General features: G+C 45.1%; 20 protein-coding genes and 1 riboswitch. Of the genes, 5 read left to right on the top strand and 15 right to left on the bottom strand.

Translation table 11 applies throughout. From position 1 onward, the window contains the following. The 3 genes from larC to ctlX all read right to left on the bottom strand — a co-directional run bounded on the left by larC (position 1) and on the right by ctlX (position 3,566). Entirely contained in the window at positions 1-1,218 is a 1,218-nt protein-coding gene (larC, locus tag ACZ45G_RS08295; protein ID WP_464176899.1) for a nickel pincer cofactor biosynthesis protein LarC, read from the bottom strand. Next, positions 1,219-2,361, bottom strand: coding sequence for a M20/M25/M40 family metallo-hydrolase (locus tag ACZ45G_RS08290; RefSeq protein WP_464179899.1), 1,143 nt, complete (start codon positions 2,359-2,361; stop codon positions 1,219-1,221). It abuts the gene before it with no gap. Between the two features lie 203 nt (positions 2,362-2,564). Then, on the bottom strand, positions 2,565-3,566 hold the full coding sequence (gene ctlX / locus ACZ45G_RS08285; protein WP_464176897.1) for a citrulline utilization hydrolase CtlX: 1,002 nt from the start codon (positions 3,564-3,566) through the stop codon (positions 2,565-2,567). A 387-nt stretch (positions 3,567-3,953) separates the two neighbouring features. Between ctlX and ACZ45G_RS08280 the strand changes: the two genes are divergently transcribed. The 3 genes from ACZ45G_RS08280 to ACZ45G_RS08270 all read left to right on the top strand — a co-directional run bounded on the left by ACZ45G_RS08280 (position 3,954) and on the right by ACZ45G_RS08270 (position 8,423). After that, positions 3,954-5,420 carry an MltF family protein gene (locus ACZ45G_RS08280; RefSeq protein WP_464176895.1) on the top strand — a complete coding sequence of 489 codons (1,467 nt, stop codon included), beginning with the start codon at positions 3,954-3,956 and terminating at the stop codon, positions 5,418-5,420. A 109-nt stretch (positions 5,421-5,529) separates the two neighbouring features. Beyond that, positions 5,530-5,671: riboswitch (cobalamin riboswitch) on the top strand. A gap of 107 nt (positions 5,672-5,778) precedes the next feature. Next, positions 5,779-7,347: a sodium:solute symporter family protein gene (locus ACZ45G_RS08275; protein ID WP_464176893.1), complete on the top strand. Its 1,569-nt coding sequence runs from the start codon at positions 5,779-5,781 to the stop codon at positions 7,345-7,347. 41 nt (positions 7,348-7,388) lie between these two features. After that, the gene (locus ACZ45G_RS08270; protein ID WP_464176891.1) at positions 7,389-8,423 is read left to right on the top strand and encodes a methyltransferase; all 1,035 of its coding nucleotides are present in this window, start codon (positions 7,389-7,391) and stop codon (positions 8,421-8,423) included. 15 nt (positions 8,424-8,438) lie between these two features. On the opposite strand, the gene ACZ45G_RS08265 is transcribed toward ACZ45G_RS08270, so the two are convergent. Further along, on the bottom strand, positions 8,439-9,086 hold the full coding sequence (locus ACZ45G_RS08265) for an NAD-binding protein (RefSeq protein WP_464176889.1): 648 nt from the start codon (positions 9,084-9,086) through the stop codon (positions 8,439-8,441). 248 nt (positions 9,087-9,334) lie between these two features. Between ACZ45G_RS08265 and ACZ45G_RS08260 the strand changes: the two genes are divergently transcribed. Continuing rightward, complete coding sequence (locus ACZ45G_RS08260; RefSeq protein ID WP_464176887.1) at positions 9,335-11,998, top strand: DEAD/DEAH box helicase; 2,664 nt, start codon at positions 9,335-9,337, stop codon at positions 11,996-11,998. 47 nt (positions 11,999-12,045) lie between these two features. Further along, positions 12,046-13,074 (top strand): SWIM zinc finger family protein, encoded by a 1,029-nt coding sequence (locus ACZ45G_RS08255; protein ID WP_464176885.1) that lies wholly within the window; start codon positions 12,046-12,048, stop codon positions 13,072-13,074. Positions 13,075-13,244: 170 nt separating this feature from the next. Here ACZ45G_RS08255 and ACZ45G_RS08250 read toward each other — a convergent pair whose 3' ends face one another. From ACZ45G_RS08250 to ACZ45G_RS08200, 11 genes are all read right to left on the bottom strand, one after another. Then, entirely contained in the window at positions 13,245-14,048 is an 804-nt protein-coding gene (locus ACZ45G_RS08250; protein ID WP_464176883.1) for an enoyl-CoA hydratase-related protein, read from the bottom strand. Positions 14,049-14,092: 44 nt separating this feature from the next. After that, positions 14,093-15,895, bottom strand: coding sequence for an AMP-dependent synthetase/ligase (locus ACZ45G_RS08245; RefSeq protein ID WP_464176881.1), 1,803 nt, complete (start codon positions 15,893-15,895; stop codon positions 14,093-14,095). 127 nt (positions 15,896-16,022) lie between these two features. After that, positions 16,023-17,183, bottom strand: a complete 1,161-nt coding sequence (locus tag ACZ45G_RS08240) for an acyl-CoA dehydrogenase family protein (RefSeq protein ID WP_464176879.1) — start codon at positions 17,181-17,183, stop codon at positions 16,023-16,025. A 42-nt stretch (positions 17,184-17,225) separates the two neighbouring features. Continuing rightward, complete coding sequence (locus ACZ45G_RS08235; RefSeq protein WP_464176877.1) at positions 17,226-18,023, bottom strand: TIGR03084 family metal-binding protein; 798 nt, start codon at positions 18,021-18,023, stop codon at positions 17,226-17,228. 77 nt (positions 18,024-18,100) lie between these two features. Next, positions 18,101-19,252 (bottom strand): acyl-CoA dehydrogenase family protein, encoded by a 1,152-nt coding sequence (locus ACZ45G_RS08230; RefSeq protein WP_464176875.1) that lies wholly within the window; start codon positions 19,250-19,252, stop codon positions 18,101-18,103. A 111-nt stretch (positions 19,253-19,363) separates the two neighbouring features. Further along, entirely contained in the window at positions 19,364-21,124 is a 1,761-nt protein-coding gene (locus ACZ45G_RS08225; protein WP_464176873.1) for an acyclic terpene utilization AtuA family protein, read from the bottom strand. Positions 21,125-21,165: 41 nt separating this feature from the next. Further along, positions 21,166-21,951 carry an enoyl-CoA hydratase/isomerase family protein gene (locus ACZ45G_RS08220; protein WP_464176871.1) on the bottom strand — a complete coding sequence of 262 codons (786 nt, stop codon included), beginning with the start codon at positions 21,949-21,951 and terminating at the stop codon, positions 21,166-21,168. A 1-nt stretch (position 21,952) separates the two neighbouring features. After that, on the bottom strand, positions 21,953-22,513 hold the full coding sequence (locus ACZ45G_RS08215; RefSeq protein WP_464176869.1) for a biotin/lipoyl-containing protein: 561 nt from the start codon (positions 22,511-22,513) through the stop codon (positions 21,953-21,955). 17 nt (positions 22,514-22,530) lie between these two features. Further along, complete coding sequence (locus ACZ45G_RS08210) at positions 22,531-24,012, bottom strand: acetyl-CoA carboxylase biotin carboxylase subunit (protein WP_464176867.1); 1,482 nt, start codon at positions 24,010-24,012, stop codon at positions 22,531-22,533. A gap of 69 nt (positions 24,013-24,081) precedes the next feature. Then, entirely contained in the window at positions 24,082-25,698 is a 1,617-nt protein-coding gene (locus ACZ45G_RS08205; RefSeq protein ID WP_464176865.1) for an acyl-CoA carboxylase subunit beta, read from the bottom strand. A 46-nt stretch (positions 25,699-25,744) separates the two neighbouring features. Next, positions 25,745-26,395 carry a TetR/AcrR family transcriptional regulator gene (locus tag ACZ45G_RS08200; protein WP_464176863.1) on the bottom strand — a complete coding sequence of 217 codons (651 nt, stop codon included), beginning with the start codon at positions 26,393-26,395 and terminating at the stop codon, positions 25,745-25,747. Positions 26,396-26,407 lie beyond the last annotated feature (12 nt).

Here is a 26,407-nt window from a genome sequence, read left to right as displayed (position 1 = left end):
CTAGGCCCTGTCAAGGGGATTCACCTCTGCCATAATCCTTGAATAGACATCCCTTAGGGGAAGGTCCTGTTCAAGGGCAATTTTTTTACAGACCTCATATTCAGGCACATATCTCACCCGATCCGGGCCCTTGATTCTTTTCACCAAAACCTCTCCCCAAAGGGTTTCCCGGGTCACCACCGCACGTTCCAGCACTACCCGTTCACATTCATGGTATCGCAACCCGATGGCCGTGGTCTGGGTAAGAATCAGCCGGGACAGCGTCTCAAGATCCTTGCCATGGCAAATCACCTCAATCTGGTTGCCGGGCCGGTTTTTTTTCATCTGGATTGGTGTAAAAGAGACATCCAGAGCTTTGTTTTCAAACAGGCGCTCCATGACAAATCCCAAAATTTCCGGGTTCATGTCATCCACATTGGTCTTGACCACAAAAACCTTTTCTTGATGAAGGCAACTTTCATTCTTAAACAAAACATCTGACTCATAGTCTTTGTCTGCAGGGGGAACCGCCTCGCCCAAAACCATGCGCAAAAGATTGGGCAGGCTGGAATTGGTTTCCCTTTTTCCTGCCCCATAGCCAATGCGGGAAATCTGCATTTTAGGCATCGGCCCGAAGGAGCCGGCAAGGGTGGCCACAATGGCGGCGCCTGTGGGAGTCACAATTTCTGTGGTCGCATCAGAACCTGTTACCTCAATCCCCGCAAGGATGGCCAGGGTTGCCGGCACGGGCACGGGGATCCTGCCGTGGACGCAGTCCACAAATCCTGATCCCAGGGGAACCTTTGAGGAAACGATGGTTTTAATGCCGAGATAATCCACCCCTAGAAAACTGCCGATGATGTCCACCAGGGAATCGATGCCGCCAATTTCATGGAAATGGACGGTTTCAATTTCCTTTCCGTGGATGGTGCTTTCTGCTCTTGCGATTCGTTCAAATGCGGCAAGGCTGTTTTTTTTCACTGGTTCGGGCAAATCTGCCCGGCCAATAAGGTCCCTTATATCCAGATAAGTTCTTGCCGCGGTAGTGTCTTCAACCGCCACAACCAGGTTCACAGCCCTCAGGTGATGCTTAAACACAATTTCACTTTGAAGAGAAAATCCGCTCAACACGGGTTTTAACTTTTGTTCAAGCCATTCCAAAGGCACCCCAAGATCAATCAAGGCCCCAAGGGTCATATCCCCGCTGATACCGGAAAACAAATCCAGATAAAGTATCATTTATTGGACATCCCCTGCGGCATGGACCCGAAGGATTTCAAGCACCAATTGGGCTGTGTTTTCCATATCTGAAAGCGCAATGGATTCTTTGAGGGTATGGACATCGGTCATTCCCGTACCAAGCACACCGGCCACAACGCCTTTTCCGAAAAAGATATTGGCATCGGCCCCGCCGCCAATTGTTTTGCTCGCCAGTTCCCGGCCAAGATTGTCAGCCGCCTTCCGGGCAAGGGTAATGGCCAAATGGTCTTCGGGAATATGGGTGTTGGGAAAATCCTCTTCCACCTCAATTTCAACCCGGGGAAGATCCTGACCCTCGGTTTGAAGCCTTTCCATGGCCGTCTCAAAACCTTCTATAATCGAGTTGGTAACCTGTTTTAGCCGTTCCAAATCATGGGATCTGGCTTCCCCATGGATCTCCACATATTCGGGCACAATATTGGTGGCCATGCCGCCAGAAATCGTGCCCAGGTTACAGGTGGTAATCTCATCCATTCGACCCAGTTCCAAGCTGGAAATTGCTGTGGCTGCCGCAAAAATAGCAGAGATCCCTCGTTCCGGGGCTGACCCAGCATGGGCTGCCCGGCCATGGACCTTGATACAAATTTTATTGGCGCTGGGGGCCTTGGTGACAATGCCTTCTGTGTCTGTGGAATCCAGAATATAGCCAAATTTTGCATCCATCAGGGAATAATCCAGATGTTTGGCCCCCATAAGTCCTATTTCTTCGCACACGGTAAAAACAATTTCCACGGGGGGACAGGGAAGATTATTTTCCTTGATCACTTCCATTACTTCTAAAATGATGGCAAGGGCGGATTTGTCATCCCCCCCTAAAATGGTGGTGCCATCGCTCGTAAAAATCCCATTTTCAAATTGAACCTTTACCCCGCGGCCCGGCAGCACCGTATCCATGTGACCGGAAAGAAATAAGGGGGGAACATCCATTGTGCCTTTAAATTTTGCCACCAGATTTGAACAGTCTCCGCCCACCTTTTGTGCTGCATCATCAAAACAGACACTTGCCCCTAAATCCAATAAAAATTTTTCAAGCACCTTGGAAATATTGGCTTCATGACGTGATTCTGAATCAATTTGTGCCAGCATTTTAAAGCGCTCACCCAGTCTTTGCGTATTAATCATTTGCATCTTTATAATATTCCTTATAATATTCCTTATCTCTCAGGGAACTGATCTCTTGTTGAAACCCATCCCCAATAAATCAAATTTGACCAAAATGTTATTTATACTAAACTTCGAGTTTTAATTCCATACCTAATGAAAAACGTCTTGCCTGGGAGAAGAAAGACTGCTTAGAAATTACAAAACCACCCCAAAAGTTATGGTTATTTTTTTTCTGAAAAGATTTCCGCCATCATGCACCGGGCACTGCCCCCACCCACGGATTCAATGGTGGTAAGATCCATGAACAAAATTTTACCATGGGTTTCAAGCCGTTTGATCTGCTCCTTTGTAAAGCCTTCAAAGGCACTCTTGGACATGACAATCAAAGGCGTTCCACCGGCTGAATTGACCTGTAGGATATTACCGCAGAAAAAATTTTCCATCTGATCCATGGAAATTTCAATGACTTCAAAGGATGCTTCAAGGGAGGTTTGCACCTGTTTTTTTTCCGCCGTGTCATGGATACAGTCCAAACAGACCACGGCAAACTTGTCCCCGATACTCATCATGACATTGGTGTGATAGATGGGGGTTCCCTTGGTGCTTCTTGTATTGAACAAAATCCCCTGTTCGTAAAACCGCAGACGGATAAAATTATCAAACTGCTCCTCATCACACCGGTTGGACCTTGCTGCATAGACCACCTCGGCCCGATGATCAATAATCATGGAACCTGTGCCCTCCAGAAACCGGTCGGTTTCATCCAGCTGTCCTACATTAATGACATTTCTAATCTTGTACCCATTGGCCCTTAAAAGTTTTTCCACATCTTCGGGCCGCCGCTCGTGACGACGGTTCATGGCCGCCATGGGATAGGTGATCAGGGTACCGTCATGTTCCGTTGAAAACCAATTATTGGGAAAAATGGCATCCGGTAGCTTTCCAGCGATCTTTTTTCCATCGGTTGATGTTGCATCGGTTGATGTTGCATAAATTGAGCGTGCATCGGGTTCCGGTTTTTCCAGAATCAAAACCGTGACCCCTTCTAACCGCAGGGTATCCACCATGGCCTGGAACTCTGCATTGGCTCGTGTATTGATCTCTCGTTCAGACAGGTCCAGACGCTTCTGGAACTGATTGTCCAGACCGGTCTCCTCATTAAATCCAAAATCATAGGGTCTGACCATCAAAATCGTGTTTGTTGTTCTGGAAACATCTAACATAACCCGCCTCACTTTTTTTTACACCACCAAAGCCATAAAAATCTTGTACCTGAACTGACCTGTTACCATCTTTTAGTCTTTCTCGTCAAGACGTTACAGCTGCCGGAAAACAGAATCATTTCCTGCTAACACACGCTCCTAATAAAGCCCGATCACCTTCCACCATATACCACCGATGCCCATCCAGATAATGAGAAATACAAAGATTAAAAAGATACCAGGCCTGGGGGGTGACCTCCGAGGGTATAGATGAGAACCAGATTAAAGCCATCTGTTGCACTGAACTTTTATTTTATAATACTTGCAGGAAAAAACCATCTATTTTATTATAGCGAATTCTAAACTTCTGATACCATATCATTACAAAAAACAGCAAGGAGGTCTCCTTTGAAAAATGGAAAAATGACCCTTCGTAAAATTGAACTTTTATTGTTGCTGATTTTGACGGCAGGTCTCTTGTTCGCCTGTCCTGCATTTGGGGCTAAAGATCTTAAGAAGGTGATCGCCTCATTGAACAAACCATGGACTGGTGATTTTGATCAAATGGTTCAAAAACGATCAATTCGGGTTTTGATACCCTATAGCAAAACCTTTTATTTCCTTGATAAGGGAACCCAGCGCGGCGCAACCTACGAAATGGTCCGGCAGTTTGAAAAAAGCATCAATACGGAACTGAAAACCCGCCATCTCAAACTCCATGTTCTCTTTATTCCCACCCCCAGGGAAAAATTGATTTCAAATCTGGCAAACGGACTGGGTGACATTGCAGCGGGCAATTTAACCGCCACGGACAAGCGGATGAAACAGGTTGATTTTTGTGATCCTTTTTCAACTGAAGTTAATGAAATTTTAGTAACCGGACCCAAAGCCGGTGAAATTAAAGAAATTTCAGATTTGAGCGGCAAAAAAGTTCATGTGCGAAAATCAAGCAGTTATTATGAAAGCCTTGAAAAGGCAAACAAAAGATTGACGGCTGCCGGCAAAGCCGGAATAAAGATTGTTCTTGCCGATGAAAACCTTGAGGATGAAGATCTTCTGGAAATGCTGAATGCAGGTCTGATTCCCATGATGATCATTGACAGTCACAAAGGGAAATTCTGGGCAAAAATCTTTAAGAATATCACCCTCCACCCGGACATCAGATTCAGGGAAAACTCTAAAATTGCCTGGGCCGTTCAAAAAAAGACCCCCGAGCTTAAAATAAAAATCAATGCCTTTGTTAAAAAAAACAAAAAAGGCACCTTAATGGGAAATATGGTTTTCCAACGATATCTCAAGGATACTACCTATGTAAAAAGTAATCTTGAAGACAAGGCCCGGAAACGATTTGAAAATACCATTTCTTTTTTTCAAAAATATGCCGGCATGTATAAATTTGACTGGCTGATGCTTGCGGCTCTTGCCTTTCAGGAGTCCGGTATTGACCAAAGCAAGCGCAGTAACACCGGTGCCATCGGTGTGATGCAGATTCTGCCGACAACGGCAATGGATAAAAATATTAACATCCCTGATATTGAAAAAATAGAACCCAATATCCATGCAGGGACCAAGTATCTTCGGTTTATTATGAACCGATACTTTAATGACCCGGATATTGGCAAACTGGACCGGGTACTGTTGACATTTGCAGCCTATAATGCCGGCCCTGCCAGGGTTTCAAAATTGCAAAGAGAGGCCAAATCAATGAACTTGGATCCCAACATCTGGTTTAGAAATGTCGAGGTTGTTGCCGCCAAAAGAATTGGCAGGGAAACCGTTACCTATGTGAGTAATATATTTAAATACTATATTGCCTACGCCGCCATTATGCCCCAGGCCAATGCAACAAAAGAATCAAAAACAACAGGGCAATAAAGATATAAAGTCTTTATTGAAACCTTATAAATACTGTGGTATAGACTCTCCCACGTTGGATCCGAGAACAAGATTCAATGACAAATACAATTAAGAGAAACTTTTCTTTGGGAAACCCGGTTAAATTCCGGGGCGGACCCGCCGCTGTAAGTGGGAACGAAAGCCGTACACTGTCACTGTGCTGGATACACCAAATACGAGACAGCATGGGAAGACACGGTGATTAGGATGATCCACCAGCCAGAATATCCATGGAAAAGAGATGAAACAACTTTCCGGAGAGACGGTAAATCCCCGGGCTGAACACTTTTAGCTTAGTGTCGGCTGGGGATTTTTTTTGCCGACGGGGAGTTTTTTTATGGGCGCATACCCGCTTTTTCTTCTGGTACTTTTTATCTATATTTTCGGTTTGATCCTGATCGGACTCTATTTCAACAAACAGCAGACATCCCCCACAGACTTCTGGCTGGCCGGCAAATCAGCCGGATTCCTGTCCATCGGGTTTTCCGCTGCCGCATCCTGGCTGACAGCAGGTGCCCTTCTGGCGGTAATAGGGTTTTTCATTCTCTTGGGCATGGGGTCCATCTGGGGATTTGTTGCCCCCAATATCCTGGCCCTTTTCATCATTGCTTTTTTTGTGAAAAAGATCAAAAATCTGCCCGCCATTACCCAGCCGGAACTGCTTGAAATGCGGTATGGGCCTTTTTTAAGACTGCCCGTGGCCATTATCATCACCGTGGTCATGATCCTCTTTGCCGTGGCCGACATTAAAGGATTTGCCATGGTACTTGAAATCTTTTATGGAATTGATCCTCTCTATTCCGCATTGATTGTGGGTCTGGCGGTTTCCATCTATGTCACCCTGGGAGGATTGTCAGCTGTTATTGCCACGGATATGGTCCAGTTTATCTGTCTGTCCGCCTTTATCCTGGTCATGGCCTTTCTGGTCATGGGAAGTGCCGGCAGCGCCACAAACCTGTCACCGGGCCAGCTGATCGCCACCGTGCCCGACGGATGGTGGAACCCTATTTCCATAGGGATGCCCATGGTGCTCATCTTTGTCCTTGCCATTGTTCCCGGCTGGATCACGGAACAGGACCCCTGGCAGCGGGTATGGGCAGCTAAAGATGAACGAAGTGCCCGGAACGGCATGTTTCTGGGAGCCTTTCTGGTGGCAATTGTCTTTGGGGGGTGCGCCCTCATTGCCTTAGGGCTTAATGCCCTGTATCCGGAAATTGCCAAAATGGGATTTCCCATGGGAATGGCCAAGGCAGAGCCCGCTTTGCTGAGCTTTATCATGGGCAGCAAATTTTCCAACCTGGCCCTGGCCCTTTGTGCCGTGGCCCTTGCAACGGCAGCCATGTCCTGCACCGATACCTTTGCCACCTCCGGGGCCTCGTGTATTGCCCGGGATATTTTCCAGCGTCACCTATACCCCGGGGCCACCATGCGACAGATGCGCCTGGTAAACCGGATCAGTGTTCTTGTCATCATCTTTCTGGCCACCACAGGATCATTTTTCATCCACAGCATCATTGATGCCATCCATATTGCCACCTTTATTGCCTCTGCCTCCTATTTTTTCGTCCTCATGGGCGGACTTTACTGGAAACGGGCAACAGGACCGGGAGCTATCGCCTCACTGTGCACGGGGTTTGTCCTTCAGGTGAGCCTTGTCATCATTGATCTGGCAAAAACTGCTCCCATGTCCCCCCCGTTTTTGGAAGGTCTCCATCCTGTCTTCATGGGACATGGCGTGATATTTTCCATGCTGGCCTCAGGCGTTGTTTTTATAGGGGTTTCCCTTGCCACCAAACCATCTGACGAAACCCTTTTGGCACCCTTTTTCAAGGATACGCCAGAAGGCAGTGACCTTACACATGGCAGCCTGGAACAACCCCCAACGATATCAGCCCAGCCCTCATAGAGCCCTAGGCCTGATATTTAATTTTATGGAGCCGCACCCCCATGGCGTTTGGATTTAAAGATGTAACAACAGCCCACACAGGTTTTCAGTTTCTTGAAGACCTGTCCACGGCCTATTGGTATTCCCAGGTGTTGTTTACCGGTCTTGAATTAAACTTATTCCAGTATATGGATCAGGAGTTTTGTTCGGTGGAGACCCTTGCCAGGGAGACGAATAGTCAAGAAGAGGAACTGTTGCGCCTCCTCCGGGCCATGGAAAAGACAGGGCTTGTCACCTGCCGGTCAGAAAACTGGTGCAATACCAAAGCTTCCTCCCTGTTCCTGGTGCCGGGGAAACGAGACTATATGGGGGAGTTCTTCCTTTACCGGCAGTATATGCGTCCCCAATGGGATACGCTTACCCAAAAGATAGCGCCAGAACAAAAAAAAGCAAAACCGCTAACCGCGCTTTCCTATGAAGAGAGGACCCTTGGCTATGTGACTTCCACCGACACCCTGGTTCGGCAAAAAGCCAAGCAAATTGTCCGGCTGCTCCAGCCGGACAACATCAGCGGCCCCATACTGGACATCGGAGGAGGCGCCGGCAGCCTGATCCGGGAACTGAAGATACTGGCACCCGATACCGGGGCAATCCTTTTTGATATTCCAGAGGTTATTGAAGCGGCCCGCACCCTGTACCCGGATACGAAGGACTGGGACGGCATCACCCTTTGCGGCGGGGATTTCAGATTCCATGAATTTGAAGGAACGTTTTCCTTGATCTGCATGAGCAATTTCCTCCATACCTATGGACCGGAGGAAGCCAGGATCTTGCTTTTAAAAGCTGTCTCCCTTCTTCGCCCCAAGGGCGTTATAGTCATCCACGATTATTTTCCCGACCGGAAAGGGGTGGCTCCCGAAAAAGGCTCTTTCTATGACCTTGCCATGATGCTCAACACCTTTAACGGCGTCTGCCATGAATCCTCAACCATACGCCAATGGCTTGGGGAAGCCGGGATAAGCACTTCTGATATCAAGGACCTTGCAACAGACAGCACCCTGATCATGGCAAAAAATATCAATGTCAATCTCACATAAAACAGCACCAGGGACCTATCTCTTATGGGTCCCCCCAGTAATCACACCGTGGCATCGGCATGCGGTACTCAAAAGAAAGGGCCCTTTTATCCCCTTAATTTTTTTTAACAATGAAAAAAGAGCCTCTGGACCATAACCCCCTACCCCGGGTGCCAGCTGATGGCTTTGTATGACCAATGAAGAAAAATCTTTAAACCGCAATTTAGCAAGCAATTTAAACATCTCCTGTTTGCGGGGCTGTTGGGTAACCGTACAGATATCATCGGGTTCACAGCAATTGACGGGACAAATAAAATTTGCATGGCTTACATAGATATCTCCATTTGAGCCGTGCATGGGATTGGGCAGTTGCCCATCTATCTCAGCAGAAATGTTCACACGGGTTAACCCTTCGGGCCCCAATTGTCTGAGGCACCATTCCCAAACCAGATGAACCGGCAGTGCAGGCACTATCCAGTCGGGCAGATTACCGGGTTTTAAATGGGTCTCTAAATAGGCGCCACCATCTGAATGTACGGTGAGACACGCCATCCCCCTGGCCCGATCAAGTTTTTCGCAATCTTGATCCACGAGCACGATTTTCAAATTCTTGTGCCGGCGTGACAAAGAGGTTACCGCACGCATCCCAAATTTCCCCGCACCTATTATCCATATGGTTTCCATGACCGCGAGTATGCGCCTTTTCAACACCGGATGTCAAGTATATGGGTGAAGACAAACGAGCGCTTTTCATCCAATCCTTTTGATTTCGATTCCTTTTTATAAGGGGTGCCATTTTTTTGACCCTACCCCAGGAAAAACACTTGATCATTCCATTGGCTGTCTGATAAAAAGAGCCCTATGAATTCAAATCTAAAAGACAATTTACACAAGTCTCACCTGCCATTCAGGTATAGATAAGCAGGCAGGCAATGAAAGAACTTATAGCAGACATCATGCCCTCCCATGAGCTTGTATTAACCTGGGAAAATTCCGGGGAACGCCTGGGAAAAAAACAGCAGGCATTAAATGCGGAAATCCACACTTCATACAGTGAAAATGATAAAAAATGGCTGCTTCGTCTGGGCTGTTCCGACCATAAAATACCCCTGTCCCCTTCCCTTAACTTCTGGCGGGGTCTGGCACAAGTTTTCCTGGAAAAGCTCAAACGCACTCCTGATATTGAAGATATCCGCCACAACGCCGACATTGATGTTTTACCGGAAGAATTAGACAACTTAATGGATTCAGCCCCGCTTATGATCGGCAGGGAGTATCTGGACAGGACGCTTTTGTCGGATATGTGGAAGGAGCTGAACCAGCTTTTTTCCAGGGAAATTAAAATATTTCCCGGCAGTGTAAAGGAATTTTTCCATGAATTCAGCCCCCACATTCATTTGGCCGGCAGGGTTTATTTTCATCTCGTGGAAAGCAAGGATGAAGACTTCCCGTTTCAGTTCCTTGCAACCTATGCCACCCAATCAAAAAATTCTCAAAAACACCGTCCCCTCCACTATGCCCTGGAAGAGTACCGGGATCACCAGGACCAATTATTGGAATTGCTCACCACGGTCCATGCCGCAGCACAAAAAAGTGGCCTGTTAAAAAAACTGCTGGATACGGGAGAATTGTTCCACCACCTTGCCTGGGACACAAAAGATGCCTATGCTTTTTTACAGCAGATTCCAAGCTTTGAGCACTGCGGTATCATTTGCCGAATTCCGGATTGGTGGAAAAAGAGTAGTTCAAAACCGATCGTTAAAATCAGTCTTGGCAACAGTGAACCCTCCTTTCTAGGGATGAATACCCTGCTTGATTTCCAGGCCGATATCCTGATGGGAGACACGCCCATTACCCTGAAAGAGGCTCAAGAACTCCTTGCCCAGACCAGCGGGCTTGCCAGGATCAAAAACCGCTGGATCGAAGTGGATAAAGTCAGACTTCAAACCTTGCTCAATGCCTACGAAAAGGCTCTATTGAAAAACGATACCGGCCTTACCATCAAAGAAGCCCTTCAATTGCAGCTTCACCCCGACAGACTCTCCTCCGGGGATAAAACAGATCTGGAAATATCAAACGGGGAATGGCTTGAAAGCATTGTCAAACGACTCAACCAGCCTGAACTTGTGATAAGTTCCGACCCTGCAAAAGATTTTGTTGCAATCCTTCGGCACTATCAGCAAAAAGGATTAAACTGGCTTTCATTTCTTGATTCCCTTGGTTTTGGCGCATGTCTTGCCGATGACATGGGGCTTGGCAAGACAATCCAGATCCTTGGGTTTTTAAGCATTTTAAGGATTAAAGAGCCGGAGACAACATCCTTACTCATTATACCGGCATCCCTTATCTCAAACTGGGAAAATGAAATACTCAAATTTTTGCCCAACCTGAAATATTATATCGCCCATCCTGGTTATTTAAAAAAAGAGCATTTAAAAAAAGGCCAGAATAAACAATCGAAACAAACACCGGACCTGGCATCTTTTAATCTTGTTATAACAACCTATGCCATGGCCCAGCGACACAAATGGATGGAAGATATCCAATGGAGATGCCTGATACTGGACGAGGCCCAGGCCATTAAAAATCCAGCCACCCAACAGTCAAAACAGGTCAAAAGACTGAAAGCTGCTACAAAAATTACCATGACAGGCACCCCCATAGAAAACAGCCTGACAGATCTCTGGTCTTTGTTTGATTTTCTTAATCCCGGTCTTTTGGGAACCGCCAAGGAATTTAAAACCTATTCCGCCCAATTAAAAAAAGACCCGGCAAGATACCTGCAGTTAAAAAAGGTGATTTCCCCCTTTATCCTCCGGCGAATGAAAACAGACAAGACCATTGCTCCGGATCTTCCGGAAAAAATCGAGATGAAAACCTTTCCCCAGCTCAGCAAAAAGCAGGTGGTGCTGTATACAGATTTTGTCAAAGAATTGGAAGCAAGGCTCACCCAAGCGGACCAGGGCATTCAGAGAAAAGGGCTGATCCTGTCTTCCCTGATAAAATTCAAACAGATCTGCAACCACCCGGACCAATACCTGGGAACCGGAGATTTTGATCCCCGAGACAGCGGAAAGTTTATCCGCATGGGCGAGCTGTGCGAAACCATTTATGCCAAACGGGAACGGGTGCTGGTCTTTACCCAGTTCAAAGAGATGACAGCCCCCATTGCCAAATTTCTTGAAACGATTTTCCATCACCCGGGATGCATTATCCATGGCAGCCTGGGTGTTAAAAAAAGGAAAGAGGCCATTGAGCAATTCCAGCAACAAGCGTACCTGCCCTTCATGGTGCTCTCGTTAAAAGCTGGCGGTGTGGGGCTAAACCTGACCCGGGCCAACCATGTGATACACTTTGACAGATGGTGGAATCCTGCGGTTGAGGATCAGGCCACGGACAGGGCCTTTCGCATTGGCCAGGACAAAGGGGTCCTGGTGCACAAATTTATAACCAAAGGAACCATTGAAGATAACATCGACCAGATGATTGAAAGTAAAAAAGAACTGTCCCAAAAAGTAATCTCTGATTCCCAGGCAAGTTTGATAACGGGTATGGATAACCAGGCGTTGTTGGATATGTTCAAACTTAAACTATGATACCTGAAAACTTGATACCCGAAAACTTTAATAATGGATGAGGTAATATGAGTCGTTACTCCTACGGTTATCCCAAATATGTCAGTGTTGCTGAAAAACGAGCAAAGGCTGAAAAAAAACTTTTACAATTAAAGAAAAAGAATCCCGCCATCTCCCCGGTTTGTGTAAAGGGAAATAAACTGGCAGAATCCTGGTGGGGTATTTCCTGGAACAAAAACCTTGAAAGCTATGCAGATTATAGCAACAGAATCGGCAGGGGCCGCTCCTATGTCCGCCATGGTGCGGTGCTGGATCTGAAAATCAAATCGGGGAAAATAGTTTCTCTTGTCCAGGGTTCCACTTCAAGGCCCTATACCATTGAAATCAGCATCCAAAAAATCAAGACGGCTGCCTGGGAGAACATCCTCCTAAAATGCCAGGGACAAATCGATTCCCTCCACGCTCTTCTCGACGGAAAACTGCCCAAATCCATGGTGGACATCCTCATCGACAAACGAGACGGCATTTTCCCCTCCCCCGGTGAAATAAAATTTTATTGTTCATGTCCTGACTCGGCCACCATGTGCAAACATATTGCCGCAACCCTCTATGGTGTCGGAACCCGGCTTGACCAGGACCCTTCCCTGTTTTTCACCCTGCGGGGTGTTGACATGAAAAAGCTGGTTTCCCAGGCCATCCAAAAAGAAGCAGACCAGCTCATTAAAAAATCCAAAACAAAAAGATCCAAAAGGATCATCCGGAATGCAGATCTTTCTTCAACATTTGGAATTGATTTTGATACGTCTCCCCTGCCCGCTGCCACCAAGCCCATGGTGACCTCACAAAAAAGATCAACCAGAAAACCAATCAAAAATTCAATTGCAAAACCAATCAAGAAAGCCGGCAAACAAGACCTATCCCCCTACGAAACAGTGGTTCGCATTATTTCAAGAAGAAAAGTCACCCCAATTGATTTCAAAGAAATAAAAAAAAGGACCGGGCTTGAAGATACCTTGATCCGAAATAGTATCGCCCGGGCAAAACAAAAAGGGGCGATTAAAAATAAAGGCCGGGGGTTATATATCAAGCAAACTTAACGCCCCACCAAGACCTCAAATGAAAAATAAAAGAGTGCGTTTAATGTTTCTATATACAGCTATTGTATACCTTCAATACAAAAAAAAGCACTCTTTTTTCAAGTGCTTTTGGTGAATCAGAACTGGGGCTGGCCTAGCACAACCCGGTGGCGATTTTACAAGGCAGAGGCCTATTTACCTTTGAAGCGAGGCTTTCGTTTTTCTTTAAAGGCCTTTGGGCCTTCCTGGGCATCTTGGCTCATGAACACCGGGACGGCCAGTTCAAACTCATTCTTCAGGCCCTGCTCAAGGGTCAGCCCCGTATTGGTCATCACGGCCTTTTTGATGGCGCTCACGGCCAAAGGCGCGTTTTGAATAATGATCCGGGCCATGCGTTCACATTCTTCCATGACCTTTTCCCGGGGGACCAGTCGGTTGATCAACCCCAAGGCCAGGGCATCTTCCGCATCGATAAGTTCACCGGTAAGCATCATTTCCATGGCCCGGGCATAGGGGATCTGCCGGGGCAGCTTTACACTGGACCCACCCATGGGGAAAAGCCCCCACTTCACCTCCTGCAGCCCAAACTTTGCCCCTGCGGCGGCAATGCGAATGTCTGCGGCATAGAGCAACTCCAGCCCCCCGGCAATGGCATGGCCGTTAACACCGGCCACAATGGGCTTATAGATATCCAAATCCCTGAGCCAGGCTTTTTGCACCATCAACGGATCGGCCTGAACCTGTCTTTCCGCTTCTGTCTGTGCTTTTCTGCTCCCTGTAAACAAAGGTATCAATCGTCTCAAATCCGCACCCGCGCAAAAGCTTTCATCCCCGGCCCCCGTGATCACAGCACACCGCAGGTCATCATCGTTCCGGTATTCTTCCCAGGCCTGGATCAGGTCCACGACACTTGCCGCATCCAGGGCATTTCTGGCCTCCGGCCTATTCAAGGTAATATAGGCAACATGATCTTTTTTCTCAAAAATAAGAGACATCAGTCCTCCCTGATTTGCATCAACATACATGGATTCATATGTACTTATAACGAGTCGTATATCTGTTGAATAAGAGGTTCATACTTCTCGTAAATTACATTTCTTTTCAGCTTTAACGAAGCGGTCAGTTCTCCTGTTTCCTGGGAAAATTCATTCTCAATAATTTTATATTTTTTAATGGTTTCATAACGGGCCAGATAAGAATTTCTTTCAGCAACATGTTCGTCAATGATGGACAAAAATTCTTTATTCTTAAGAAGTTCTTGGGGCCTATCAAAACTGATATTCTTATTTTCCGCCAGGATTTTAGCTTGGTTAAGGTTTATATTGACCAGGGCGCTAAGGAATTTTTTCTTTTCTCCAATTACGACAAAACTTAAAAATAACGGATCAGATAAAAACAAACCTTCAATTTTCTGAGGGGCCACATTTTTACCCCCTGATGTTATGATTAGATCTTTTTTTCTATCCGTAATGGTGAGAAAACCATCTTTAATTTCTCCGATATCGCCGCTCTTTAAATATCCATCTTCTGTAAATGCCTCCCTTGTCTTTTCTTCCATCTTCCAGTAACCGGCAAACACATTATCTCCCTTTATGAGAATTTCACCATCCGGGGCAATTTTAATGTCCACATCAGGCAAGGGTTTGCCAACCGTTCCTATCCTGTAATCATATAAGCCGCTTAAGGTTGCCGGGGCACAGCACTCTGTCATTCCGTATCCTTCAATAACCGAGATTCCTGCTGCATTAAAAAATTGAATTATTTTTTTGGATGTGGGTGCTCCGGATGCTGTCATCCAGCGCACTCTGCCACCAAGGGCCTGGGACAATTTTTTAAAAATCAAAAAATAGGCAATTTTATATTTTAATGCCATTAAGAGGGGTATTTTTTTCTTTCTCTCTTTTAATTCACTTCTTTGGAGACCGATTTCATGGCCCCAGTAAAATAGCGTTTGTTTCCATTTAGGCTGTTCATCAACCTGCATGGTTATTTTCTGGTAAACTTTTTCACAGACCCTTGGAACAGCCAATACAACAGTGGGCTTTTTTTCTTTTATATCCACGGCAAATGTTTCAATACTTTGAGCATATGAAGATGTAATTCCGGCATACATGCCATAAAAATGACCGGCGACGCGCTCAAAAACATGGCTTAAGGGAAGAAACGGAACGCTTTGATCATTTTCATAAACAAAGGGGGGGGAAATTTTGTTGAGTGATTTTATAACCGCCATGATATTTTTATGCAGAATCATGGCCCCTTTGGGAACACCTGTGGTCCCGGAAGTATAGACAATCGTCGCAGGGTCTTCGGGTGCAACCTCTTTTGAGAGAGCAAGAAAAAGCGGGGCTGATGCTTCAAACTTTTCCCTGCCCAGTGAGATCAATTCTTCAAATGAGATGATACTTGAATCTGATATCTTGCGATCAGGCATTTCTATTACAACAATCTTTTCAAGGGCCTTAAGTTTATTTTTAAATGTAAGCACCTTGTCCAGTTGTTCATGATTTTCAACGATGAGAACTTTTGATTCAGAGTTTTCTACAATATATTCTATTTCTTCTGCCGTTAATGTCGTATAAATCGGTACCAATACAGCACCGATACCAAGGGTTCCCATATCAGAGTAAAGCCATTCCAGCCTGTTTTCAGAAAGAAGGGAGACGCGATCCCCTTTTTTTACACCGATCCTTGTCAGGGCAAGACCCAGTGCACGGGAGTTATCATAGTATTCATTCCAGGTTGCCTGCTCCCAGCGCCCATTCTTTTTTTTTTCGACGGCGATCCTGTCCTTGGATTTTTCTACCCGGTTTCTGAACACTTCATTAATTGTTTTTTCCATTTTAATAAAAACTCCTTAAGTTATTATTAACGGCAAAGTAAAAAAATTGCTCCAGGTTTGGCAGGTATCAATGGCTGCATCTTGGGCACGGCACTTATTTCTGAGGTCCTTAGGAAATATGTTAGGGCTACATCAATTTAGAAATAATTTCTTTCATAATCTCTGTGGTACCGCCACCAATGGAAAGGATCCGATTATCCCTTGCAAGCCTTTCAACTACAGTTTCCCGCATATATCCATATCCACCAAAAATCTGAACAGCATCATAGGTTACTCGGTCACTGACCGAACAGGCAAAATTTTTGGCCATGGAAATCTCCTTGACCATATTTTCACCGCCATTTATTTTTGCAGCGATTCTGTATGTAAACTCCCGGGCAATTTCCACCTGGGTTGCCATATCCACCAGTTTATGGCGGGTAATCTGGAAACCGTTTAAGACTTTTCCAAAGGCCTTTCTCTCTTTGACATATTTTATGGACTCTTCAAGTGCTATCTGTGCAGTCATATATGCCATCACACAAATTTGAAGGCGTTCGTTCTGAAAGTTTTCCATCATATAGTAAAAGCCCATGTTTTCTTCACCAATAAGGTTGGAAACCGGTACCCTGCAATCGTCAAAATAAATCTGAGCTGTATCCGACGCCCACCAGCCTGTTTTTTTTAATTTTTGTGAAACCGAATACCCGGGCGTATCTGATTCAATAATCAGCATGCTGATTCCCTGGGCGTTATCTTCACCGGTTTTTACGGCTGTTGTTAATTGATCCCCACGAACACCGCTTGTGATAAATGTTTTGCTGCCGTTAACAATATAGTGATCACCTTTTCGGACTGCCGTGGTTTTAATATTGGCCACATCAGATCCCCCGCCCGGCTCGGTAATGCCAAGAGCCGCAATTTTTTCTCCGGCGATGACCGGTTTGACAAATTTTTCTATCTGTTCTTTTGTTCCTTTTCTGACGATGAGGGGGATTGCAATATCAAGGGAGCCAATTCCGGAAACAAATCCGCCGGATGTGGAGCGCATCAACTCCTCACCGGCAACAATTTTCATAAAGACATCCCCAGGCGTTCCGCCGCATTCATCCGGGTATCCGATACCTAGAAGACCCAAATCACCCGCTTTTTTATACATCTCTTTGGGGAATTCCCCATTTTCTTCCCACTCATTTATATTGGGCAGCACCTCTTTTTTTATAAATTCTCTTATGGATTTACGAACAAGATCATGTTCCTTTGAAAAATATTTCTGATACGCTCCGCTGTAGTTCATGTCAAAACCCATTTCCAACTCCTTTCCCGTCATAAAAGAATACGTGAAATCTGTTTAAATTTGTTTGAATTTACCAGCATCAGGGCCTCGTTCAGCCGGACCTGCAAATACCTGGGCCAGGGTCATCCATTCACGGGCAATGGGGCCGCTGGCCATAAGGCGGGTATCATCAATGTGCCGTCTTTGGGCGACAACCAGGCAAAAATCTTCAGCACTGCCTGTAATTGAATTTTCAGTCTGTTCCGGGTTCCACCGCCAGGTTTCACCTGAAGGACTTTTAAGTTCCACACAAACTTTTTTAACTGGTTTTTCAAGGCCCCTGTTTTTATATGACCAACCAAAGGTTTTTACACCAAGATGGGCAATATGCTTTAACCGTTCAGTGGGTGTCCTTTTAATTTTCAGTGCATCGACAACATCCTGTCCATGGGCCCAAGTTTCCATCATTCTTGCTATTACAAAGGATTCGGCCGTCATGGGGGGGCCGTACCAGGGAATCTTATCCTGGGGCCCAAGAACTTCAATGGCGTTTATCATTTTTGTTCTTTCATTGATCCAGAAGTTCATTAAAGCTTTTGAGGAGAGTTTCATCAAATCCTTTACGGTATTTTCAAGAAACGCATCAACAGAGGTGACACCCTCAAAAATTTCCAGCATATCCGTTTGAAAACCATCCGGATCAGTGGCGGCCAGTCTTGCTTTATCATCAAAATATGCGATATGACAAATTTCTTGTCTGATGGTCCAGTCATCAAAAGGGGTTATCATATCCCATTTTGACTCCCCTATACCCTTAACAATTTCATCAAGGGCTGCATGCTCCTGGGCAAGTTCCCTGCACAAATCCTTCATCTTTTTCTCCCGGGTGTCATTGATTTATTATCAATTTAATGGTTAAAAAATTAAACCATATTGCTGCATCGAAACCTTTATATTCCTGATGTTTTAGATATAATTTCACACATCACTTCGTTTGCGCCGCCGCCAATGGCAATGAGCTTGGAATCCCTGAAAAACCTTGAGATTCTCATTTCATTCATAAACCCCATACCGCCATGCATTTGAAGACACCCGTCCGCCACTTTGACGATGAGCTGACCTGATAGAAGCTTGCCCATGGAGATTTCCTTTGTTACATCCTGGCCCTTCATTTTCATTTGAACGATGTGATAGGTCAGCTGTTTCAAGGCTTCAGCTTCAGCAAGCCATTGTGCAATCCGATGCCGCAGCACCTGCTTTGCAATAAGCGGTTTTCCAAAAACAATTCGTCCCTTCAAGTATTCGACGGTGAAATTAATGGCATCAATAGCGCCAAGATAGCTGGCTGGAAGTGCGGTGAACCTTTCGTGCTGAAACTGCATCATCTGCTGGATAAACCCTTCTCCCTCTTTGCCGATAAGGTTTTGGGCAGGAATTTTTACATTGTCAAAAAATAGTTCAGCCGTATCACTGCTTCGCATACCAAGTTTATCAAGCTTTTTGCTGACTTCAAATCCTTTAAGGTCAGTGGGGACGACAAATAAACTAAAACTATGGTATCCGGGATCATCACTTGTCCTGGCCAAAAGGGTCAAAAAATCTGCCTGGGTGCCGTTTGTAATATAGGTTTTAGAACCGTTTAATACATAGTAGTCCCCCTCTTTTTTTGCAAAAGATTTAAGCGCGGCAACATCAGAACCGGCATCTGGTTCCGTAACTGCAATGGCGGCAACCATTTCCCCTTTAATGGCAGGCACAAGGTAGCGTTCCTTAAGATATTCAGATCCGAACTCGTCAATGGCAGGTGTTGCCATGTTTGTCTGAACGGTAATTGCCAGGGGAATACCACCGCAGTGGATGTGGGATAACTCTTCAAGGAAAACCAGTTCATACCAGTAATCAAGACCCATTCCACCGTATTTTTCATCGTATCTTATACCCAGAAAACCCAGGTCACCCATTTTTTTAAAAAGATCATGCAGGGGCGTTATACCCTTTTCTTCCCACTCATCCACATAGGGATTTATTTCTTTATTGACAAAGTCTTTTACAGCTTGTCTTACCTGCTGGTGTTCTTTTGTAAAATATATATCGTTTCCCATTATTGCCCTCTCTTCTTTATGAAATATTGATGTTTCAGGACGATGACCTGTCCGGATTATATTATTTTTTATAATGCTTAAATTATGATATTTAAATTATGATATTTAAATTTAAGGCGCCACGCTTTTTGGCACATGAATTTTTTTAGCTCTTAAATATTCTCCCAAAGTTTTTGCCTGGGGATCGTTTCTGAAAGACGCCGCCACCCCTTCTCCCAACACACCCTTTATATAAAAATTAACGGCAAAAAGATTTGGCAGATCATATTTTTCAATTTCAAAATCAGCCATGTCAGGAAGCAGTTCTTTGAGCTTATCCACCGAGAGAAACTCATTTAAAAATGAATAGGTCTCAATTGTTTTTGCCCAGACACCCAGGTTTGCATTTCCGCCCTTGTCTCCTGACCGTGTGGCAAAGATTTCCCCAAAACAAATCTCTTCGGTCGGTTGAGCGTCAAGGTCAATTGTTTTAACTTTAATCGGTTCAATATCTGTGACATCAGGATATACCTTTGTTGGTTTTACTAAAAACTCTCGGTCATCCACACATATTTTTTGCTCTATAAATTTATTGCTGACCAATGTGGGCCAGTGCTGCAGTGCCGGGGTGCCGTTTGCAGGAGGCGTTGTTAATGTGAAACCCGGTATGGTGGAAAGCGCCATCCCGATCAATGTGCTGGAAAATTTTTTCCCAACTTTTTTCTGATCAGGGTCCATGAGGGATATTTTTAAATGGGCAGAGGCTTGATCATTGTGTTGAGGATCTTCTTTGTCGATTCTTATCAGCTGAACATCTGTGGCTGCAAATTGTTCTTTCCCACCTAAATTATAAAACAATGTATCTTCAACAATCTTGGCTTTTTTTTCAATATCCATTCCGGTAATGACGGCTGTTAATGAATTGCGGTATCCATAAAAGTTGTTGATGCATACCTTGGCAGAGCCTGTGGGGGGCTCCCCCTTGACGCCTGTGATATGCACACGATCTTTTCCCGCTTGGTTTAGCCGTATGGTATCAAATCGAACCTTAACATCCGGCGTCAGATAACAAGGTTGCCTGATCTCATACAAAAGCTGGGCTGTAGCTGTTCCAACAGAGACAAGCCCCCCGGTTCCCGGGTGTTTTGTGAGAACAAAAGACCCATCTTCATGCATTTCAGCAATGGGATACCCCATGTTTTTAAACTCAGGGACTTCATCAATAAACGAATAGTTTCCGCCTGTGGCCTGGGTGCCGCACTCGATAATATGTCCGGCTGTGTATGCGCCGGCAAGTTTATCCCAGTCGTTTTCCTTCCATCCAAACTTCCATGCACAAGGTCCTGCCACAAGAGCGGCATCCGCAAGTCTTCCCCCGATAACAATATCAGCACCTTCATTCAGGGCTCGGGTAATTCCCCATCCGCCGAAATAGGCATTGGCTGTGATGGGCATGGCGCCGGCTGATTTCAAACTGACGCCCTTGTCAAGATGAAAAAATTGTTCCCCCTGCTCCTGGAGATCGGCTATTCTCGGCAGAAGATCATCCCCTTCAATGTAGGCAATCTTCGGATGGAGACCCAGCTCGCGTGCAATGTTTTCAAGCTCTTTGGCAAGTCCTTTTGGGTTAAGACCTCCGGCATTGGTAACGATTTTAATGTTTTTATCAAGGCAGGGCCCCATGACATCATTCATCTGTTTTAAAAATACTGCGGCATAGCCTCGTTCCGGTGCTTTCATTTTCATTCTAAAAAGCAGTGCCATTGTAAGTTCGGCAAGATAATCTCCGGTGAGCACATGGATTTCTCCCCCCTCAACAAGCTCCTTTGCTGCGGAAACCCTATCCCCCAGATAACCACTGCAATTGGCCACTTTCAGTATTTCAGCCATCATTTTTCTCCCAACATTTAGTATTTTAAGATCACTTGGGTCTATTATTTTCCTGTAAACTCAGGCCTGCGCTTTTCAAAAAATGCGGTGATACCTTCCATTGCATCCTGGGTACTGGCAACTTCAATGAGTTTTTCAGACAGAAAATTAACCGACGTTTCAAGATCCATTGTTTCAATGCCTTGAAAGGCCTCTTTTCCGATTCGCATTCCAATGGGGCTTTTAGACGCAATGATTTTCAACACCTTCTCCACTTCCACTTCAAACTGATCTCGTGGGACAGCTCTTGTGATCATGCCCATGTCAAGGGCCTCTTTTGCCGTTAGTTTTTCCCCAAGAAGGATCATTTCCATGGCTTTTTTTCTTAAAACATTTCTAAAAATCAAAGCGCCGATAATCATGGGGAAGAGTCCCACATTCACTTCAGGTGTTCCAAACTTCGCGTCATCCTTTGCAATAACAATGTCACAGGCCAGCATAAAACCGGTTCCGCCTGCCATGCAGTGCCCGTTAATTTTTGCAAGGGTCGGTTTGGGAAACTTTGCCAGTCGTGTTATCAACCGTGCATAATTTTTAAATGCCAGGTTTTCCTGTCCACCAGCATTGCCGCTGGCATTGCCGATGCCGCCGCCAAGATCCGCGCCGGAACAAAAGATCTTTTCACCGGCACCACTTACGCAAACAACCCTTACATTGTCGTCCTTTTCAGCTGTTTCAAGGGCTTCAAGGAAAAGCGTGACGGCTTCACTGCTGATTGAGTTTCGGTTTGCCTCTCTGTTTATGGTGATATAACCAATGTTTTCTTTTACTTGATATAAAAGATCCGGCATTTTAGCGTCCTCCCTCAAGTTCAGAAACCGCTTCATCCTTCATTTCATCTTTATTTTCATCCTTGATTTCATCAATATCAACAAGGATATCACCCGGCATCACCTTGTCACTGGCCTGGACATTTACCCGGGTAACCATGCCGTTATAGGGAGCCAAAAGGGTTGTTTCCATTTTCATTGCAGAAACCACCACCAGCTTTTGACCTTTTTCAACCCTGTCTCCCACATTGACATTAACCGCTATTACCACAGCAGGCATGGGAGGCGTTACCGTTGTGGGGCCATCAATCCCTCGTTTCTTTTTAGGCCCTTTGGCAAGGTTATCCATATCTTGAACCTGATAGGTCCTGCCGTTGAGCAGGATCGTTTTTCCGGTCTTGGTTTTGGCAAGGTAAACATTTACACTTTTCCCGTTGACCAGAAGATGGAGTTCATTCTCTGAAATAAGCGTGTACTTTAAGTCATAACCCCTATCTTCAATTGTTGCAGTTGCTGTATTTGCTTCTTTGCTGTTTATTTCAACAGGAATTGTCTCTTCTTGTATCTTGAGCCTGTATTCCATTTTTCCTCCTTTATGACTTAAAGTCTCCAGTTTCCGAGTGTATTAAATGGCGTCGGCGCAACGTGTGCGACACTGTCTGTTTTTGTTCTCTTGTTGCACAGTTCATCCACAACGTAGGCAATTGCGGCAATATCCTTCTCGTCTAAGTTTTCTTCCCAGTCAGAAAAGTGAGTCTCTATAAAGTTTGTAAACACATCCCCTTTTGAAAAGGGTTCAGACATCAATACGTCCAAAAGAAAATCAATGGGTGTCCGAATGCCTAAGATAATGTACTCTTTCAAAGCTTTTATCATCTTATCAATGGCCTGGGAACGGGTCTGGGCATGAACCACCAGTTTTGAAATGATGGGATCGTAATCCACAGGCACGTCAAAACCTGAATAAGCCCCGCAGTCATTTCTGATTCCGGGACCTTTTGGCTCTTTAAGAAATTCAATCTTTCCGGGGGAAGGGAAAAAATTATTTGCCGGATCTTCAGCATAGATTCTGCACTCAATGGAGTGACCACGGCCCATGATATCTTCTTGTGTTAAAGACAGTTTATTCCCCGCAGCGATTTCCAGTTGCTGCCGGACAAGGTCAATTCCGGTGATCATTTCCGTAACCGGATGTTCGACCTGAAGCCGTGTGTTTATCTCCAGAAAATAAAAATTGTTTTCCGCATCCAGGAGGAATTCAACCGTTCCGGCGTTCACATAACCTGCAGCTTTTGCAGCAGCAACAGCTACCGCACCCATTTTTTCACGAAGTTCCGGGGTTAAAACACTTGCGGGAGTCTCCTCGATTATTTTTTGGTGACGCCTCTGGATAGAACACTCCCGTTCTAAAACATGGATGGTATTTCCAAAGGTATCCGCTAAAATCTGGAACTCAATATGTCTTGCCTCGGTGAAGAATTTTTCAAAATAGATTTCACCATTGCCAAAGGCACTTAAGGCTTCTCTTGATGCGGATGCACAGGCATCTGCCATTTCATCGGGGCTGTTTACAATTCTGATCCCTTTTCCGCCACCGCCGGCTGTTGCCTTAATCAGAACGGGGTATCCCACTTTTTTTGCCTCTGCGGCCATTACATCAACGTCTGCTTCTGTGCTGGTAAGGCCCGGCGTGACAGGAACATTTCCTTTAACCATGAGTTTTCTGGATGTGATTTTATCGCCCAGATCCTTAATGGCTTTTGACCCGGGGCCAATAAAAACAATCCCCTCACGTTCACATCGTTTTGCAAACTCATAATTTTCAGCAAGAAAACCATAGCCCGGATGAATTGCTTGGCAATTTGTATCTTTTGCCGCTTTAATAATTTTATCAATGTTAAGATAACTCTCCAAAGGTTCGGGAGCACCAAGACAGACCGCTTCATCAGAGGAAAGAACGTGGATTGCTTTTTCATCTGCATCTGAATAAACCGCAACTGTTTGGACACCCATCTCCTTGCAGGTGTTTATGACGCGAAGGGCGATTTCCCCCCGATTTGCTATTAATATTTTTTTAAACATAAGGTTACTTCCCTGTTAAAATTGGCTCATAATTACTATTTTCTATTTTCTAATTGCCAAGGACCATGATTACATTCTGAAAACACCGAACCCCTCTTCACCATCCCTTAGGGGCGCATTTAATGCGGCTGAAAGGGCAAGGCCTAAAACATCCCTTGTCTTTGCAGGGTCAATGATGCCGTCATCCCACAGTTGTGACGTGCTGTAGTATGCGTTTCCTTCTTTTAATGCAGCGCCAATTACAGGCTCTTTAATAGAATCGACTTCTTCCTGGCTCATCTCTGCCTGGCCTGCTCTCGTCCGCTGGTCATTTGTAATTTTAATGAGCACGTCTGCCGCCTGGGCACCGCCCATGACACCGATTTGTGCATTTGGCCACATCCACAAAAATCTTGGGGAATACCCTCTGCCGCACATTGCATAGTTGCCGGCGCCAAAAGAGGCCCCCACTATAACTGTGAATTTTGGAACGGTTGCGGTTGAAACAGCGTTTACCATTTTATGACCGTTCTTGGTAATTCCACCGGCTTCATATTCCCGGCCGATAATAAACCCGTTAATATTCTGGAGGAACAGGAGGGGGATTTTTCTTTTGTCGCAAAGTTGAATAAACTGGGTGGCTTTCTGGGCGCTGTCAGAGAACAAAATACCATTGTTTGCCAGTATGCCAACCGGATACCCATGGATGTTGGCCCATCCTGTTACCAGAGTGGAGCCGAACATCTCCTTGAACTCAAGGAACTTACTGCCATCCACAATTCTTGCGATAATCTCTCTACAGTCATAGGGTTGTGAAAGGTCAGAACTTACGATACCATAGAGCTCTTTTGAGTCATAGGCCGGTTCTTCAACCGGGGTCATGGTCAGTTTTGATTTCTCATTATCCGGAAGGTTCCCCACAATTTTTCTGATCATTTCTATGCACTCTTCATCAGTGTCTGCATAGTAATCGGAAACGCCTGACTCGGCACAATGAAGTTCAGGTCCGCCAAGTTCATTGGCCGTAACTTCTTCACCGGTTGCAGCAAGAACAAGAGGAGGGCCGCCAAGAAAGATGGCACCGTGTCCTTTAACATGAACAATCTCATCGCACATGGCAACCCCATAGGCGCCGCCGGCAGTGCACAACCCCATAACACCCACTATCTGGGGAATACCCATTTTTGACATCTTTGCCTGATTGTAAAAAACCCTTCCGCCGGTATTGGCATCCGGAAAAATTTCCGACTGCAAGGGAAGATAGGCACCGGCAGAATCCATTAAATTAACAAAGGGCAAGCGGTTCTCCATGGCAATGGTTTGTGCCCGGATCGTTTTTTTTACTGAAAGCGGGTAAATTGATCCCCCCTTAATGGTTGCATCGTTCAGCGTCACAAGCACTTCGCGGCCTCGAATAACACCGATCCCCACAACGATTCCTGCCTTATGAATTTTACCATCATACATATTTTTGGCAGCCAGGGGGGAAAGTTCAAGAAAAGGCGTGTTCTTGTCCAGCAGGAGTTCAAGCTTTTTCCTTGCCGGAAGCTTCCCGGATTCTTTTTCCCTTTGTCGTGATTTTTCAGATCTTTCATCCCAGGACCTGTCCAGCTCTTTTTTCAAATCATCAACAAGACCGGTTAAATCCTGGTAGTTTTTTTTGTATTCTTCTGAATTCACATCAATTTTACTTTCAATAACATCCATATCTTTCCACCTCGTAATATATAGTTTTAAAACAATTCAATGTTAATTATTCACCTTGCCTGTTTTCAATTTGTACTTTTATCGGGTTCAACGGGCTGTCCTGTCTCTCTTTTGATCGAATTCCTTCAAGAACAGTATCGACCAAAGGATCGACAAGATCGGTCAGATTTTCCGGCTTTCCCGTCATAAGCCAGTTTGTAACAAGATGTTCAATGGTGCCTATTATGATGGATCGAATGAGATACACATTGATATCATCTCTGAACTCACCGGTTTTAACGCCTTCGTCAATTGTTTCGGTAATCACCCGCAACGCTTTTTTGATTTTCAGGTGCCCCTCTGTATTCAGAAACCGTTTATTTTGTTTTAAAAGAAGCATAATGATTGAGGCATTATCAGGGCGTTCCTCATAGGATGAAATAAAGAGGTAGATAATGGATCGAAGCTTGTTTCCAGACCCCCTGATTAATTTAAGATGAAATTCAATCAAATCATAAAGGTCAGATGCATATTTGGTTGGAATGGTAAAAAGAAGTTTTTCTTTTGTGGTAAAATACTCATAGATGGATGCTTCTGAAATTTTCGCCACTTTGGCAATTTCAGATATGGTTGCGTCCTGAAATCCTTTTTTTCCAAAAACATGTTCTGCCGCTGTCAGGATTTTATTTTTCCTAATTTCCAGTTTTACTGAATTCACCACTTCTAACCT

The organism is Desulfoconvexum algidum (assembly GCF_055382125.1).
This window is presented reverse-complemented; position numbering and strand designations above follow the sequence as displayed.